Raw genomic sequence first — 16,585 nt, forward strand, 5'->3', positions numbered from 1 at the left:
CCACGCTAACAAGCCTTTGTCAACACTTGACTTCAAGAAATTATTTCCCAGAGAATCATTGTACGTTTTTTCGTACTTTTTAGTGTATCGCCTGTGACAGCTACGCTAGTATACCACCACTATTGTTGCTTTTTCAAGTGTATTTTATCCTTATTATAGTCTTTATATGGCATTTATTTTAATTTATAAAATGTTTTCTCTTATATGTTTCAAAATACTCTTCGATTCTCTAGTTATCATGAGATTTGTTTCTTTTTTAATAAAACCGTAAAATCATTATTCAGGTATCCCTTCAATATGGTTACAGTCCAATACATTCCGTACTTTTCTGTTAATAAATGTCCTACCTTATCCGGGTCAAAGTAAAAGTATTTATCCTCCCTGTCGGGGGACTTATCCCAAAGCAGATTAAATGATATTACTCCTCTGGATAACTCTTGGAAAACGTCCAAGGCATCCATCAGGAATTCCTTGTTGTTGCCTAAATTGAGATTAAATATTCCCGACGAAAATATTGCATCAAATGAATTGCTCCGGAAGGGATTGTTTTTAAACAAATCCATACATATAAACCTTCCTTTTAACTTTTTACCTTGTGCAATATTAATCATATGGGGCAGAATATCCACCCCCGTATAATCAAATCCGATATATCTCTGATTAATGTACTCCAGTAAGTTTCCCGTTCCACAGCCCACATCAAGAATTCTTTTGTTGGTAAGATTAATCTGACCAACCAGTTCTTTAAACCTCATCTCCTGAGCAGTCTTATTTTCCCACCCTTGTATGTAGTAATCGGGATATCCTTCTTTGTAATTATCCTCATAGTATTTTTTTATATTGTTCATATGGTTCATATTCAGGCACCTTCTATCCTAGTATCATAATTACTTATTATTGACGACATTAACCGGGGTTCCCTTTATAAAAGAGTCGACATTCTTAATTAAAGTATCCATAAGCCGTTGGCGGGCTTCCTTTGTAGCCCATGCAAAATGGGGTGTTATTATACAGTTTTTTGCGCAAAGCAGTGGATTTTCAGCTTGTACAGGTTCTATAGATACTACATCAGTTCCAAAACCGGCCAGTTTACCGGTATTTAAGGCCTGTGCAACATCCTTTTCATCTATAACCGGCCCTCTTGATGTGTTTATAAGGAATGCTCCGTCCTTCATTTTAGATATTGTATCCTTATTTATTAGCCCCTTTGTTTGCTCAGTCAGAGGACAGTGTAAAGTTATAAAATCTGAATCGGTCAGTACTTTCTCCATGGCTGGGTACTTTATGTTATCCGTTTCAAGCCCCGGATTTAATGTTCTGCTGTGGAATAATACTTTCATACCGAATATTTCAGCAATTTTGGCTACTTTTTGTCCTATGGCACCAAAGCCGATTATTCCTAAGGTCTTGTTTTTTATTTCAATGAGAGGATAGTCCCAAAATGAAAAATCAATATTCTTTGTCCATTTTCCTTCATGGACAGCCCTATTATGTTCACCAACATGGTGGCAGAACTCTAATATAAATGCAAACACCATTTGAGCTACGGAATCCGTGCTGTACGCCGGTACATTTGTGACAATTATTCCGAGTTCTTTTGCATATTGAGTATCAACTACATTATATCCCGTTGCCATTACACCAATATATTTAACCGACGGTGTTTTATCTAATATCTCTTTTGTTAGGATTACTTTATTTGTAAGAATTATCTCTGCATTATCTATTCTTTCAATTATCTTTTCAGCCGGTGTTCTGTCGTAAACTACCAGTTCCCCAAGTCGTCCCATTGCATCCCATGACATATCTCCCGGATTCAGTGTATATCCGTCTAATACAACTATTTTCATGATTACCTCCAGTTAATAAGCTATTAGTATTAACCCCTGACCAAATGGAATTTATTCTGGCTATTAGAATTTATTATACAATTATAATCTATATAAATTGTCAGTTCCATACCATTTCCTAAATAAAATAAAAGAGCTGCCTGTCCTGCGTGACAGACAACTCCTTTATTATTATTGTAAAGCTAATACTTAATTTTTAGTTAATAGTTTTGCAATTTTTTCACCTGATACCTGTATTGCCTGAACAACGATTATTAATAAAATAACTGTTGTTAACATTACATCCATCTGGTATCTATAGTAGCCGAATCTGACTGCCAAATCACCAATACCGCCTCCTCCTACAGTTCCTGCCATTGCCGAATATCCTATAATGCTTATTATAGTTACTGTTAAAGCTCTAATTAAGGAAGGCAGAGCCTCTACCAACAATACACCCGATACGATATGCTTTATTCCGCTTCCCATAGCCAATGCTGCCTCTATCAATCCCTTATCAACCTCTTCAAAGGAAGCTTCTGCAAGCCTTGCAAAAAATGCTATTGATGCAACTGTCAAGGGTACTGCTGCCGCTTTTGGCCCTATGGTAGTCCCTACTACCTTCGATGTTACAGGAACTAAAAGTACCAGTAGAATAACAAACGGTATGGATCTTATAATGTTTATGATGAAGCCCGCAAGGGTATTGACTATCCTGTTTTTGTAAAGCAGATTGCTGGAGGTTATATAAAGAATCAGTCCCAAAAGCAACCCCAATACACAGGCAATAACTGTTGCAATAGCCACCATAATTAAGGTTTCTTTTGACGCCTTTCCTAATTGGGATAAAAACTCTAAGCTATGTTCCATGCGGTGTCTCCTTTCTTCCCATGGTAGTACGTAGTTATCTCTTCCACGTTGTCAGCAATAAACTGCTTTGCCCTGTCACACTCCTCCTGAGCTCCTTCAAGGGTGACAAAAAGTATTCCGATTGGCTTTCCCTTTATATATTCAATTTTTCCGTGAAGTATATTCAGTATGACGTCAAACTTTTTATTCGCCAAAGATATAATGGGTTCAACACTCTTTTCTCCCTTGTAAACAAGCTTTAGAATTTCATTCTCAAGGGATTCAACTATTTCAGAAGGCAGTTTTATATTATCCTTTATAAGGCCTCGTGTTATCTCATTTGCGGGTGCAGCAAATATTTGATAAGTATCGTTTTCCTCTATAACAACCCCTTGGCTCATGACAGCTATTCTGTCAAATAAGGTCTTAGCTATCTCCAATTGATGTGTTATAAATACAATTGTTATATTAAGTTCTCTGTTGATTTTGCTTAGCAGTTGTAAAATTTCCTCAGTTGTCTGGACATCTAAAGCTGAAGTAGCCTCATCACATAGCAGAACCTTTGGATTTACAGCTATTGCCCTTGCTATTGCTACCCTTTGTTTTTGTCCTCCGCTAAGGTTGGCGGGATAGACATTTTCCTTGTCGGATAGTCCGACTATTTCGAGGAGTTCCCTTACTCTTTTACTCCTATCCTCTTTAGGGTAATTCTGAATTTTTAGCGCAAATTCAATATTCTTTCCTACTGTTTTTCTGGAGATAAGGTTAAAGTGTTGAAAAATCATTCCTATTTTTCTTCTTATATTCCGCAGATTTTTGCCGCGGGCATTTGTTATATCCTCTCCATCCACAAAGACCTTGCCGTGTGTTGGTTTTTGCAGACCGTTAAGGGTCCTTATAAGACTGCTTTTCCCCGCCCCGCTTGTGCCTACTATTCCGAATATCTCGCCTTTGCGGATATGCAGTGATACGTCTTTCACCGCAGCAATCTCTTTTTCCTTTTTCTGTCCGAATACTACACTGACGTTTTCAAGTCTTATCATATGACCCCTCCTTTTAACATGAAATCGTGTTATTTGTTAAACCATTTGGGGAAATCAAAATCCTTGAATATATTTTTATCGTCTTGTATTACATTTCTAAATTCCTGTGATTTAACAATTTCTTCTATATCCTTTACAAACTGGGTTCCTTTGTCTTGAGTCTTCACCGCTATAACATTTTTATAGGATTCATCCAACTTTTCCTTGGCAACAGCGTCAGAAAGCTTTAAGCCGGCTGATATGGCAAAATTGCCATTTATTATTGCTATGTCAGCACTGTCGAGAGTTCTTGGAAGCTGTGCTGCTTCTGCTGGTGTGAAAACAAGCTTTTTAGGATTTTCGGCTATATCTCTTTCAGATGCCTTTGTTAAATCAATGTCAGGTTTCAATGTTATAAGATTTACCTGTACAAGGAACCTCAGCGCTCTTGCCAGATTCGGAACGTCATTTGGCAATGTAACCGTTGCTCCATCGGGTAATTCATTAAGTTTTTTATATTTTTTCGAGAAGATTCCCATGCTTGCAGTTGGTACACTGATTACCGGGCTCAGGTCAAGATTGTGTTCTTTTGCAAAGTTCTCCAAATATACTGTATGCTGAAACAGATTTACGTTTATTTCACCGTTTCCCAGTGCAATATTTGGTTGGACATAATCACTGAATTCCATTATTTTAACGGCATATCCCTTTTTCTCAAGTTCAGGTTGTATCGCCAGCTTTACCATATCTCCGTATGGTCCCGGTGCTACCCCAAACACTATTTCTTTTCCACTGCCTTTCCCGGATAGCGACTGCTGTGATGTGGAACCGGCTGAGTTTTGGGAGGAATTTGTATTGCCACATGCTGCGACACCCAATCCCAATGCTAAAGTTAAAATACCTGCTATACCTGCTTTTATTATCTTTTTCATTTATAAACACCCCTTTTCAAGAAACCTATATGTATCGTTCCTTTATAAATTTAATATTCTCATCTCTCTGCCTTTCAATTTCCTGAATATCCTCGTCAGTTAAATGTTTGAACCGTCCTTGTTTTTTAAGATATGTCCTGATGCTTGTAAATTCTTTCACATTCTTGTTAAGCTTGTATTTTCCGTCCTCATATTCTGCCAGATACCAAAGTCCGCATTCTACTGCTTCTCTTGCAATCGCTACTGTTTCGCTGCTGTCTATCCCCCAGCCTGTAGGGCATGGTGCTGCGATGTGTATGTATGATGTGCCGTTGGTGTTTTTTGCTTTTTCAACTTTTTTGATGTAGTCTGGAATATTACCTATACTTGCTGTTGCAGCATATTTTATGTGGTGTGCGGCTACAATTTCAAACATATTTTTTTTGCTGTTTCTGCTTCCATGTATGTGTTCACCGGGAGGTGTTGTTGTTGTTCTTGCACCGTACGGTGTCAGGCTGCTTTGTTGAACTCCCGTATTCATATATGCTTCATTGTCATAGCAAATATAAATTATTTTATCACCCCGGTCTATTGCACCGGATAATGCCTGAAGACCGATATCCGCAGTGCCTCCGTCTCCCGCAAAACCTACAACGTTGCAATTTTTAATGTTTAGTGATTTGGCTGCCGCCCTGATACCTGAAAGCATGGCTGCAGTACTGGCAAAAGGTGATATCAATGCATTTACTCCGAAACAAAGCTGCGGATATACAAATCCTACCGCAGACATGCAGCCGGCGGGAAGTACTACGAAAGTGTCCTTACCAAGGACTTTAAGTGCAAGCCTTACTGCAAGACTTCCTCCGCAGCCGCCGCAGCCTTTATGTCCATAAAAGTATTCTTCCTTATCCAATCTGTCTAGCACCTCTACACCTCCAGCCCAATAAAATTGACGATATTTGTGTCTTTATCAACGTTTTTCAATCGCCGGAATATTTCTTCAATGTCCTGCTGGCTTATATTCTTACCGCCAAGACCCCCTACAAAGTTAATAAGTCTTTTATTGGTGTTTTTGAGGGCATCAGTAACATTTGTATAAACTGTTCCGTGATATCCAAAGGATATATCCTTTTCCAGTACACCTATTACGGCTGCATTACTGCAAAGCTTAAGTATTTCTGTTTCCGGAAAGGGTCTCATAAACCTGATTTTAACAACCCCCACTTTTTCTCCGCCTGCTCTGAGAACATCAACTACAGCCCTCACCTGTCCGGTTATACTTCCCAGCGTTATAAGTATGATATCCGCATCCTCTGTTTTGTAGCCTGTGGCTAAACCTCCGTACCTTCTGCCTGTTATTTCTCCGTATTGTTTATCCAGGATTTCAATTATTTCTCGTGAGTTTTCCATTGCTTGGTGCTGTTGTACTTTAAACCTTATATTGTCCGCTGGACTTGATGAGAAAAATAAATTTCTTGGGTTTTCTAAGTCCATTTTTCCCTCCAGTTCAAAACCTGGTAGAAATTTGTCCACCTGCTCTTCTTTGGGAACCTCTATAGCTTCATATGTATGGGTCAATACAAAGCCGTCAAGGTTTACCATAACAGGAGTCAATACTTCTTTGTGCTCAGCCAGAGCATAGGCTTGTATTATCATGTCCAGACTTTCTTGTGCATCCTCCACATAAACCTGTATCCATCCGCTGTCCAGCATTGACAAGGAATCTCTCTGGTCTCCGAATATACTCCAAGGGAGGGCCAGTGATCTGTTGGCATTCATCATTACCAACGGTACCCTTCCCCCGCTGGCATAGTGCATTACTTCCGCCATGTATAAAAGTCCCTGTGATGAGGTTGCGGTAAAGGTTCTGGCTCCAAGTACACTTGCGCCCATAACTGCGGATAATGCCGAATGTTCCGACTCAACATACATGTATTCCGCATTTAGCTCCTGTCTTTCAACCATTTCAGCCAATCTTTCCACTACTATGGTTTGGGGTGTTATTGGATATGCGGCAATTACGTTTGGCTTTGCAAGTTTTACACCAATGGCTACTGCTTCATTTCCTGAAACAAATACCTTGTTACTCATTTGCCGCACCCTCCTTTTGCATGGTAATCGCATGCTTTCTACATTCTCTGGCACAAATACCGCAGCCCTTGCAAAAACCATAGTCTATGTCCATTATGTTTTTTTCATTGAAAATTACCCCCTCGGGGCATACTAGGTAACATAAACCGCAAATATTGCAAATATTATTGTTTATAACTGGTCTTGAATTTCTCCAGCCTTCCAGTGTTTCTGTGAGATGCATTGCAGGCCCATAGGTTCCCTTGGGTATTTCACCGGAAAAATCTGTTTTCACAGTTGGTCTGCTCATAATCCCACTCCTTTTGTACATGTAAAAATATATTCTGCAAGTTTCTGATTCTTTGACGCTATCCTCCCCGGCATATCGTATCCGATTGCCGCTAAAAGGCTGTCTCTTGATATCAGATGAGTATTAGCTACCAATACTGAAAGCATTGCAGTATTGGTTATGGCTGCACCCAGATATTCTTCGGCAACTTTAGCAGCGTCAAAACCAATAGTATCAGGGTTGCTATTTTCTTTGGGTGTATTGAGAATTACTTTTCCTTCGGGCTTTAATTTATTATGTAAACTTTCATCATAAAGACTTTCATCCAATACAACAATATAATCGCTCAACTGGCACTGGCTTCTGTTTCTAATAGGCACTGTATCTATTTTTGTATATGCAAAGACCGGAGCACCACGCCTTTCAGGCCCGAAGCTGGGGAAACTGAGGGCAAACTTGTTCTCATACAGGCTTGCTGCTGCTCCCAGTATTCTGGATGTTGTAAATGCACCTTGCCCGCCCCTGCCTAAAAATGTTATTTCTATCATAAATACATCTCCTTTTGGCTTACCAACCAAGGTTTAAAAAAATTTGCGGATGCTCTGCAGACGCTCCAGAGCCTTTTCTAAAGTTTCCTTTTTCTTTGCAAAGTGAAATCTTACATAGTTATTTACATCATCCTTAAAAAAGCTTGAGCCTGGAACTGCCGCAACACCTATATCTTTTGCCAGTCTCTCAGCAAACTCGACGTCAGTTTTTATACCGAATTCACTTATGTCTACCATTACATAGTAAGCCCCATCGGGCTTATGATATTTGAGGCCTATTGAGTCCAACCCTTTCAGGAAAAACTCTCTTTTCTCGGTGTACAATCTGGCTAGCTCCCGGTAATATTCATCACCAAAGGCCAGACCTGCAAGTGCCGCCTTCTGCAGCGGAGCTGCCGCACCAACTGTCAGGAAATCGTGAACCTTTTTGCAATTGTCTATTACATTTTTAGGGCCGATTACATATCCAAGCCTCCATCCGGTTATTGAATAGGTCTTGGACAAGGAGCTGCAGGAGATAGTTCTTTCAAACATACCCGGCAATGAAGCGAAGTATATATGTTTGCTCGGTTCATAGACTATGTGCTCGTATACTTCATCAGTAATTACAAAGGCATCGTATTTTGTAACCAATTCCGAAATAAATATGAGTTCATCCCTTGTGAATACTTTCCCCACAGGGTTTGAAGGGTTACACAATATTAAAGCCTTTGCTCCTGCCTTGAATGCATTTTCCAGCTCATCCTTATTAAATGTAAATTCCGGTGGATTCAGAGGAACATATATGGGTTTGGCACCACAAAGAACCGTGTCTGCTGCGTAGTTCTCATAAAAAGGTGAGAATATGGCTACTTTTTCACCTGCCTCGCATACTGACATCATTGCAGCCATCATGGCTTCTGTGCTTCCGCACGTTACCACTATATTCTCATCCGGGTTAAGGTTTATATTCATAAAATGTTTTTGTTTTTTTGCAACTGCTTCTCTGAAAAGTGGTGAGCCCCATGTTATTTCATATTGATGAGGGCCTTCTTCCGCTGTTTTTTTTAGGGCTTCTATCAATTGCTTCGGAGGATCAAAGTCCGGGAAACCCTGTGAAAGATTAATTGCACCGTATTGGTTGGCTATTCTTGTCATTTTTCTGATTATTGATTCTGAAAACCAGTCTAATCTTGTACTTAGTTTTGGCATTTTACCCTCCATATCCAAATGATTTAATGATTTATTTTTCTGTTCTTATGTCTACAAGTCTTTTTGCTTTATGGGTCGCTCTTGGAAGTGTTCCCTCCGGAAGTAATATAACATCCTTTGGCTTTATTCCAAGATGGGTTTTAAGTTCATGGGCAATTATCCTTGTAAGTTCTTCGTCCCTAGTCTCTGCCCCGAATCTTTTTTCAACCTCTACACTGAATTTCGTAATGTGGTTATCTGTCAATACGGTAACCCTGTACTCTCCTGTTAAATCCTTTATATTTCTCACTGTGTATTCTATGTCGCTTGGGAAAACATTTACGCCCCCGCAAATAAACATATCATCAACCCTGCCAACTACATTTATACGCTTGTGGGTGCGGCCGCATTTGCATTTCTTATTTGTATATGTAACAATGTCTCCCGTTCTGAAACGGATCATGGGCCTGGCCTCTTTTCTTAGGGTTGTAAGAAGCATTTCTCCCCTTTCACCTTCTGCTACAGGCTCGCCTGTGTGCTCATCAACTACCTCCACCAGCAAATGGTCCTCCGCAATATGAAGTCCCTCATGATACTCACATGCAGCAGCACAAGCCCCGAATATATCTGAGATTCCATAAAAATCATATACATCTGCTCCCCACAAATCCTCAATTGCTTTTCTGGTTGCAGGTATTGAGCCTCCCGGTTCTCCTGCAACTATTATTGTTCTTATGGATAAGTCTTTTTTTATGTCTATTCCCTTTTCTCTTGCCGTTTCTCCCAGATACCAGGCGTAAGAAGGTGTTGTCCAGATTATGTTTGGCTGGTATTCCTGCAATATGAACAGCAGCCTGTCTGTGGGGATTGTTCCGGCCCATATGCACAGTGCTCCGAGATTCTGTGCCCCTATTACATCCGGCCCTCCAACAAAAAGTGAAAAGTTAAGTGCATGTATGTATCTGTCCTTTGGTCTCATCCCTGCCTGCCAGAATAATCTGCTCTCAACCTCCTGAAATTCATCAAAATCAACTTTACTGAAGGGGCTGGCAGTGGGCTTTCCCGTGGAGCCGCTGGAGGACGATATAAATACCACTTTCTCTTCATCTACCGTTATCAGGTCTCCTAAAATGGGCTTTTCATTCTGTCTCTCTCTAATTATGTGTTTTGTCAGTATTGGAAATTTTCTTATATCGTGTAGAGTTTTTATATTATCCGGTGTAACGCCCGCTTTCTCAAAGCTCTCTCTGTAATATGTCGATTTTTCATATGCAAGCTTTATCTGGGACTTTACACGCTCCAACTGGTAAGCTTCCAGCTCATCTCTATCTATAGTTTCAATTTTTTCTACCCAATATTTGTTCTCCATTTTTAAACCTCCGATTTTGGCAACAGTTATTGGCACCATTAAAAACTACGTGCCACTATTTATAATAGTTTCAGCGTTTTATCACTCTGCTGTATTATTCCTAGTAATATTATATGTTTGCTATTATATATTCTGAACTATTCTGTGTCAATAGAATTTAGCAATATATATATTAACAATCTTAAAATTAATAGAAATATAATTCTGTGTACTTGTGTTCATTCAAAATTTAATTTACATACAGAATAGGATTGAATAGAAGTTTTTTTATTATAAACAGACAAAAAAATAACTCTAAGCATAGCTTAAAGTTATTTTTTTATATTTATTATTATTTGAATTCGGGAAGCCAATTGCCATGTGCCTCTATTAGTTCATCAACCATTTTTACGATGTTATCAAGAGTCATTTCAGCACCCGTGTGCGGATCCAGCATAGCTGCATGATAAATATGCTCCTTCTTTCTGGTGACTGCTGCTTCAATAGTTATAAGCTGGACGTTAATGTTGGTCATATTCATTGCTGCCAATTGTATAGGCAACCGTCCTACCCTGCACGGATTAACACCCATACCATCAACCATACAAGGTACTTCAACACATGCCTCGTGAGGAAGGTTTTCAATCAGACCGCCTTTATTTATAACATTTCCACCTATCTTATAGGGTTTATTTGTTACTATCGCCTCCATAATGTAAGATGCATACTCGCTTGATCTTGTATGGTTCAGCGCCTGATTGCTCATTAACTCATCTCTGCGTTGATTCCACTCTTCAATCTGATATATGCATCTCCTGGGGTACTCATCAAGAGGTATGTTAAACTTATCTATAAGTTCGGGATATGAGGATTTAATAAAGTAGGGATTGTATTCCGCATTGTGCTCACTTGATTCAGTGCAGTAATAACCTAATTTTTCTATGTACTCATATCTTACCATGTCATAATGCTTCTCGTTTTGATTCTTTTCTTTTGCACGTCTTTTAATCTCAGGGTAAAGGTCATTGCCGTTCTTATCGCATATTTCAAGTAACCACCCCATATGGTTTATACCAGCTATCAGTTCCTTTCTTTCTTCCAGCCGGTCTTCCATACCCAAGGATTTCAACAAATCCTGAGAACAAATCTGTACACTATGGCATAATCCCACTGTTTTTATACCCGTGTACCTCTGCATATACCCGGACAACATGGCCATTGGATTTGTATAATTCAAAAACCAAGCATTTGGACAGACTTCTTCCATATCCCTTGCAAAGTCCTCCATAACCGGTATTGTCCTTAGTGTACGCATTATTCCCCCGATTCCCAGTGTATCTGCAATTGTTTGCCTTAATCCATACTTTTTGGGAATTTCAAAATCAATAATCGTACATGGGTCATATCCGCCAACTTGTATGGCATTTATGACGAAATCCGCACCTCGAAGGGCCTCCTTTCTGTTCTCAACTCCTAAATAGGTTTTGATTTTAGCCCTTCCCTTGTTTACATTCCTATTTATTGCCTCCAGCATTATTTGAGACTCCTTGAGTCTATCGCCTGCAATGTCATACAGTCGTATTTCACCGTCTGCGAGAGCTTCAGTACACATACTGTCACCCAGTACATTTTTTGCGAATACAGTACTACCGGCTCCCATAAATGTTATTTTGACCATTGTTGATACCCCTCCATACCATTTAAACTCTATTTATAGAATACCAGAAATACATAATCCGAAAATTGAATAATGTAACTTTTATTTGTTATAATGTAACCATTGGGTTTAATTGAATATATAAATAATGATAGTATTTGAAAGGATGATTTTATTTGGAAAACAATTTATATAATCTTGCAGTAAAAAGAAGAAGTATCCGTAAATTCAAAGAAACACCCGTTTCACATGAGGATATAGAATATTTTATTTCTTGCGCGGTAAACGCACCAAGCGGATGCAACAGCCAGTGCTGGCACTTTGTTGCCGTGGAAGACAAAGCTTTGATTGAGCGGCTTGCAGAGGAAACTGCAAGAAGTGCCAGAGAATTCTATGGAACAGGTTTCACGGAAGCAAATGAAGAATTCCTGATTTCCAGAGAAAAGGCAACGAGTTTTTTCAGAAATGCTCCTGTGGTTATATTCGTATTTCTTGACAGGATGGATTATTATGACGAAAGGGTTTCCAAGGCTTTCTCTGAAAAAGGTTTTTCAAAAAGGGAAATGCTCGACGCCCTTGCTTACCCTGATATTCTGTCAATTGGCGCCGCTGTCCAAAATATGCTTCTTGCCATAACTGAAAAAGGCTATGGGGCCTGCTGGATGAATGATCCTGTAATTGGAGAACCCCAAATTAAACCCCTTTTAAAGGTAAGAGATGATTTAAGACTTATAAGCGTTGTTCCCATAGGAATTCCCAATTATATTCCTCGGGGGAAAAAACTCAGAAGTATGAGTGAAGTTATTGAATACAGGTGAATATACTAAGGGGTCGTTTTAAATGCACAATATTCCTTTACTGAATAAATGCTTTAATGATATCAACCCGTTGATATGCGGGTGGGAGTCGTGTAATAAGGGACATTTTTTCGGACCTGCTTCACGTGAATATAATCTGATTCACTATATTGTTTCAGGAAGTGGTATTTTTGAGAGAGCCGGAAAACACTATCCTTTATCCAAGGACTCTCTGTTTCTGATACGGCCTTACGAATTAACCTTTTATAAAGCGGATAATGAAAATCCGTGGGAATATATATGGATTGGGTTTAACGGAAATTTGGCTCCCGATTTGCTGAAAAACAGTGGGTTTTCTGATGATATTTGTACAATGCATATACCTTCTCTCAGAAATACCTTTTTAAGTATGAAGGATGCTGAAAACATGCAACACTCTTCAGAATTATACTTGTGCGGTAAAATTTTTGAGTTGTTTTCATACTTGTCAGAAGAATTCAGTCAAACACCGAAAGGGTCTGCAACAAGTGTTTACTGTAAACGTGCCAAGGATTATATAATGGCCAACTATGCAACACAAATATCCGTAAAAAGTATAGCAAATATGCTTGGTATTGACAGAAGATATCTGTGTAGAATTTTTCATAAGCACACTGGGAATACACCCCAGAATTTTATTGTCAATTACAGGCTTGAAAAGGCTGCACTTCTTCTTTCCAAACATGGCTATACAGTAGCAGAGGCTGGTAGAAGCACCGGCTATGACGACATATATAATTTCTCAAAAATGTTCAAGAAAAAATATGGGATACCCCCGTCACTTTATAGGAATGACTTATAACCAATTTTACCGACTTTTTTAATATGATTTTCATGGTGACATGCCAAAATTATAAGTCTATAATAATAGTTTAAATACTATTATACGGGGTCTTATTCATGAAAAAGTTTAAGCTAAACAAAGAAATTGACAAAGAAATTATCGGTCTTGCCTGGCCTTCCATTACTGAGCAGATTCTTGAAATGCTGGTAGGTATTGTTTCCACAGTATTTATGAGCCGGATAGACACGGCAGCCTTGGCAGGGGTCGGTATGGTCAACGTACTTATTAACTTCCTGCAGACTGTTTTTTCAGGACTATCAATAGGAACCACGGTGGTTATAGCGAGGGTAACAGGAGAAGGAAATCATACAGAGGCCAAAAGAACTTTGATTCAATCCGGGTACATGGCTCTTGTTGTAGGAATATTTCTAATGGTAACTGGAAAAATCTTTTCTAATCCCATTCTCAATTTATTTCTGGGTAGAGCAGAAGTTCAGGTCTTCAACCATGGTCTAACTTATTTTAATATTATTTTGTTCAGTCTTCCCTTTTTTGTTCTTGACATAATTGTATCGGGAGCAATGAGAGGTGCCGGAGATACAAAGACTCCTATGTATATTACAGGGGGAGTTAATATAATAAATATTATTCTTAATACCATTTTAATTTTCGGTGTACCTTTTCTGCATATACCGGGCATGGGTGTGGCAGGTTCTGCCATTGCCGTAACTGCCTCAAGAATTATCGGTGTAACTGTAAGAGTTCTTGTCCTGTATAACAGAAAAGGACTTAAACTTAATCTTAGTCTTAAAGATAATTACCGTTTGCATCCGCAGCTAATGAAAAGAATTATAAATATTGGTGTCCCGGGATTTATTGAGCAGGCAGTTATGCAGGGAGGTTTTCTCATACTTCAGCTTATTATTGTGACCATGGGTACGGTTGCAATGGCTGCTTACCAGATAGGAATTAATATAAATGCGATTGCATTTTTCCCGATATTCGGTTTTGCCATAGCCAATACAACTCTTGTAGGGCAAAGCCTTGGTGAAAAGAATTATGACAAGGCAAACAATTATTCTTATGAGGGCTTAAAAATAACCATGCTTTTTGGGTTTGTTCTCGGTATTTTGATGTTTATACTGGCTCCTTTACTGGCCAGAATATATTCCGATGATCCCGAAGTAATAAAGGAATCTGTAATGATTGTAAGGACTTTTGGTGTTCTTGAACCCCTGCTCGCCGTTCTCAATATTTGTTCGGCAACTCTGAAAGCCGCAGGTGATATTAAGTATGTTATGATTACGTCTTTGGTAGGTTTATGGGCCCTTAGGGTATTGCCTTCATATGCTCTTGACAGAGTTCTTGGTATGGGTCTTACCGCCGTTATGATTGGTATCTTTTTAGATTTCTGTTCACGTTCCGTTATGTATCTTTTGCGAATGAATAAAGGCGACTGGAAGTATTTGAAAGTATAACTCCTCAAAAAAACCCCCTACGCACGGATTGCTTCATGCGTAGGGATTTTAGAAGGAAATATATCTATTTTTTAGTTAGTTTCAAGATATTATTTTTACACGTTCTAATCCGGGTATTTAACGTGTAATAGCCTAACCAATAACGAGCAGACCTGTTTCCTATTATTTAGTCCTTTATAAGTAAGTAATTGGGAATTATAATATTTTATAGCCATGTTGAATATAAGGAATATATATGAAGGGTACTTTCTGAATAAGGTGTGCGAAGAATTTTAGAAGAATAATATAGAAATTTAGCAATCTATGTAACAAAATATATATTATACCATTTAATGTAATTATGCAAGACTTTTTTTCTGTCTTTTATAATACACTTTTAATAATTGTAATTAATTACCATATATATTTCTTTCTGAAAGTTAAAGAACCCCTTGAACAATAACGTTCAAAGGGTTCTTGCTTTTAAAGTTAAGCTTATTTTGCTTCAAGAATATATTGGTTTAACAAAGCTTCCAGCATTTCCTGACGTCCGGACTTGTTCTGGATCTTTGCATTAAGTGCGTGTTGTTCTAGTTCCTTAAAGCCAACTTTACCCCGAACGATATCTTTACCGATACCAGTTGTGTAGCTTGAATATCTGTCAGCAACAAATGCATCAAACTTACCGTCTTCCATGATCTTGTTAGCTATGATAAGACCCTTTGCAAAAGTATCCATACCTGCAATATGTCCATAGAACAAGTCAGCCGGTTCAAATGATCCTCTTCTAACTTTTGAGTCGAAGTTCAAACCACCCTTTGTCAATCCGCCTGCCTTTAATACTTCCAACATTGCAAGAGTTGAATCATACAGGTTTGTTGGGAATTGGTCTGTATCCCATCCGAGCATTACGTCACCCTGGTTAGCATCGATACTTCCAAGCATATTGTTGATTCTGCACATAGCAAGTTCATGTTGGAATGTATGTCCTGCCAATGTAGCATGGTTAGCTTCAATGTTCATCTTGAAGTATGGGTCCAATCCGTATGTTTTCAAGAAGCCGATAACCGTAGCTGTATCAAAATCATACTGATGCTTTGTTGGTTCCTTTGGCTTTGGTTCGATTAAGAACTGTCCGTCAAAACCGATTTCTTTAGCATAGTCAACAGCCATCTTTAAGAATCTTGCCAAATTGTCAAGTTCCAGCTTCATGTCTGTATTCAATAGAGTTTCATAACCTTCTCTACCACCCCAGAATACATAGTTTTCTCCGCCTAATTCTTTTGTAATTTCCATTGCTTTCTTAACCTGAGCTGCTGCATACGCAAAAATGTCAGCGTTTGGTGAAGTTGATGCACCATGCATAAATCTAGGGTTTCCGAAAGCATTTGTAGTTCCCCATAATAATTTAACCGGGCTTGATTTCATTCTATCTTTGATTACTGAAACTATTACATCAAGATTTTTGTTTGTTTCAGCAAGTGTGTCACCTTCTGGAGCAATATCTCTGTCATGGAAAGCAAAGAAAGGAGCTCCAAGCTTTTCAATGAATTCAAAGTTTGCTTCAACTTTATATTTTGCAATTTCCAGAGGATCGGACATTGTGTTCCAAGGTCTTACATATGATCCTGCACCGAACATGTCAGCACCTGGTGCTGCAAAAGTATGCCAATACGCTACTGCAAATCTCAGATGTTCTTCCATTGTCTTTCCGCCGATAACTGCCTTAGGGTTGTAGTACTTAAAAGCTAATGGATTATCTGACCCGCTTCCTTCAAATTTGATGTTTGAAATACCGCTAAATACTTCTGACAT

16 protein-coding genes are annotated in these 16,585 nt (G+C 38.8%); 3 read left to right on the forward strand and 13 right to left on the reverse strand.

Translation table 11 applies throughout. From position 1 onward, the window contains the following. Positions 1-236: 236 nt before the first annotated feature. From L323_RS23525 to L323_RS23580, 12 genes are all read right to left on the reverse strand, one after another. Positions 237-857, reverse strand: coding sequence for a class I SAM-dependent methyltransferase (locus L323_RS23525; RefSeq protein WP_020814097.1), 621 nt, complete (start codon positions 855-857; stop codon positions 237-239). A gap of 30 nt (positions 858-887) precedes the next feature. Further along, positions 888-1,850, reverse strand: a complete 963-nt coding sequence (locus L323_RS23530) for a D-2-hydroxyacid dehydrogenase (protein WP_020814098.1) — start codon at positions 1,848-1,850, stop codon at positions 888-890. Between the two features lie 189 nt (positions 1,851-2,039). Continuing rightward, a complete protein-coding gene (locus tag L323_RS23535) occupies positions 2,040-2,699 on the reverse strand; it encodes a methionine ABC transporter permease (protein WP_020814099.1) in 660 nt (219 codons plus the stop codon). Next, positions 2,684-3,721 (reverse strand): methionine ABC transporter ATP-binding protein, encoded by a 1,038-nt coding sequence (locus tag L323_RS23540; RefSeq protein WP_020814100.1) that lies wholly within the window; start codon positions 3,719-3,721, stop codon positions 2,684-2,686. The genes L323_RS23535 and L323_RS23540 overlap by 16 nt, the downstream gene beginning before the upstream one ends. Before the next feature lie 29 nt (positions 3,722-3,750). Beyond that, the gene (locus L323_RS23545) at positions 3,751-4,632 is read right to left on the reverse strand and encodes a MetQ/NlpA family ABC transporter substrate-binding protein (RefSeq protein WP_020814101.1); all 882 of its coding nucleotides are present in this window, start codon (positions 4,630-4,632) and stop codon (positions 3,751-3,753) included. 25 nt (positions 4,633-4,657) lie between these two features. Further along, positions 4,658-5,536 (reverse strand): thiamine pyrophosphate-dependent enzyme, encoded by an 879-nt coding sequence (locus tag L323_RS23550; RefSeq protein WP_020814102.1) that lies wholly within the window; start codon positions 5,534-5,536, stop codon positions 4,658-4,660. A 2-nt stretch (positions 5,537-5,538) separates the two neighbouring features. Beyond that, complete coding sequence (locus L323_RS23555) at positions 5,539-6,702, reverse strand: transketolase C-terminal domain-containing protein (RefSeq protein WP_020814103.1); 1,164 nt, start codon at positions 6,700-6,702, stop codon at positions 5,539-5,541. Further along, positions 6,695-6,991: a 4Fe-4S binding protein gene (locus L323_RS23560; RefSeq protein ID WP_020814104.1), complete on the reverse strand. Its 297-nt coding sequence runs from the start codon at positions 6,989-6,991 to the stop codon at positions 6,695-6,697. Before L323_RS23560 ends, L323_RS23555 begins: the two co-directional genes overlap by 8 nt. Beyond that, positions 6,988-7,518: a 2-oxoacid:acceptor oxidoreductase family protein gene (locus tag L323_RS23565; protein ID WP_020814105.1), complete on the reverse strand. Its 531-nt coding sequence runs from the start codon at positions 7,516-7,518 to the stop codon at positions 6,988-6,990. Before L323_RS23565 ends, L323_RS23560 begins: the two co-directional genes overlap by 4 nt. A 33-nt stretch (positions 7,519-7,551) precedes the next feature. Then, the gene (locus L323_RS23570; protein WP_020814106.1) at positions 7,552-8,709 is read right to left on the reverse strand and encodes a pyridoxal phosphate-dependent aminotransferase; all 1,158 of its coding nucleotides are present in this window, start codon (positions 8,707-8,709) and stop codon (positions 7,552-7,554) included. A 31-nt stretch (positions 8,710-8,740) separates the two neighbouring features. Beyond that, positions 8,741-10,057, reverse strand: coding sequence for a phenylacetate--CoA ligase family protein (locus L323_RS23575; RefSeq protein WP_020814107.1), 1,317 nt, complete (start codon positions 10,055-10,057; stop codon positions 8,741-8,743). 331 nt (positions 10,058-10,388) lie between these two features. Further along, on the reverse strand, positions 10,389-11,714 hold the full coding sequence (locus L323_RS23580) for an alpha-glucosidase/alpha-galactosidase (RefSeq protein ID WP_020814108.1): 1,326 nt from the start codon (positions 11,712-11,714) through the stop codon (positions 10,389-10,391). Positions 11,715-11,869: 155 nt separating this feature from the next. Here L323_RS23580 and L323_RS23585 point away from each other — a divergent pair, with 155 nt between their 5' ends. The 3 genes from L323_RS23585 to L323_RS23595 all read left to right on the forward strand — a co-directional run bounded on the left by L323_RS23585 (position 11,870) and on the right by L323_RS23595 (position 14,791). Continuing rightward, entirely contained in the window at positions 11,870-12,511 is a 642-nt protein-coding gene (locus L323_RS23585) for a nitroreductase family protein (protein ID WP_020814109.1), read from the forward strand. Between the two features lie 22 nt (positions 12,512-12,533). Then, entirely contained in the window at positions 12,534-13,331 is a 798-nt protein-coding gene (locus L323_RS23590; protein WP_020814110.1) for an AraC family transcriptional regulator, read from the forward strand. Positions 13,332-13,429: 98 nt separating this feature from the next. Then, positions 13,430-14,791: an MATE family efflux transporter gene (locus L323_RS23595; protein WP_020814111.1), complete on the forward strand. Its 1,362-nt coding sequence runs from the start codon at positions 13,430-13,432 to the stop codon at positions 14,789-14,791. 474 nt (positions 14,792-15,265) lie between these two features. Here L323_RS23595 and xylA read toward each other — a convergent pair whose 3' ends face one another. After that, positions 15,266-16,585, reverse strand: a complete 1,320-nt coding sequence (gene xylA / locus L323_RS23600) for a xylose isomerase (protein WP_020814112.1) — start codon at positions 16,583-16,585, stop codon at positions 15,266-15,268.

The sequence above is a fragment of the Ruminiclostridium papyrosolvens C7 genome (assembly GCF_000421965.1).
Lineage (GTDB): Bacteria > Bacillota > Clostridia > Acetivibrionales > DSM-1351 > Ruminiclostridium > Ruminiclostridium papyrosolvens_A.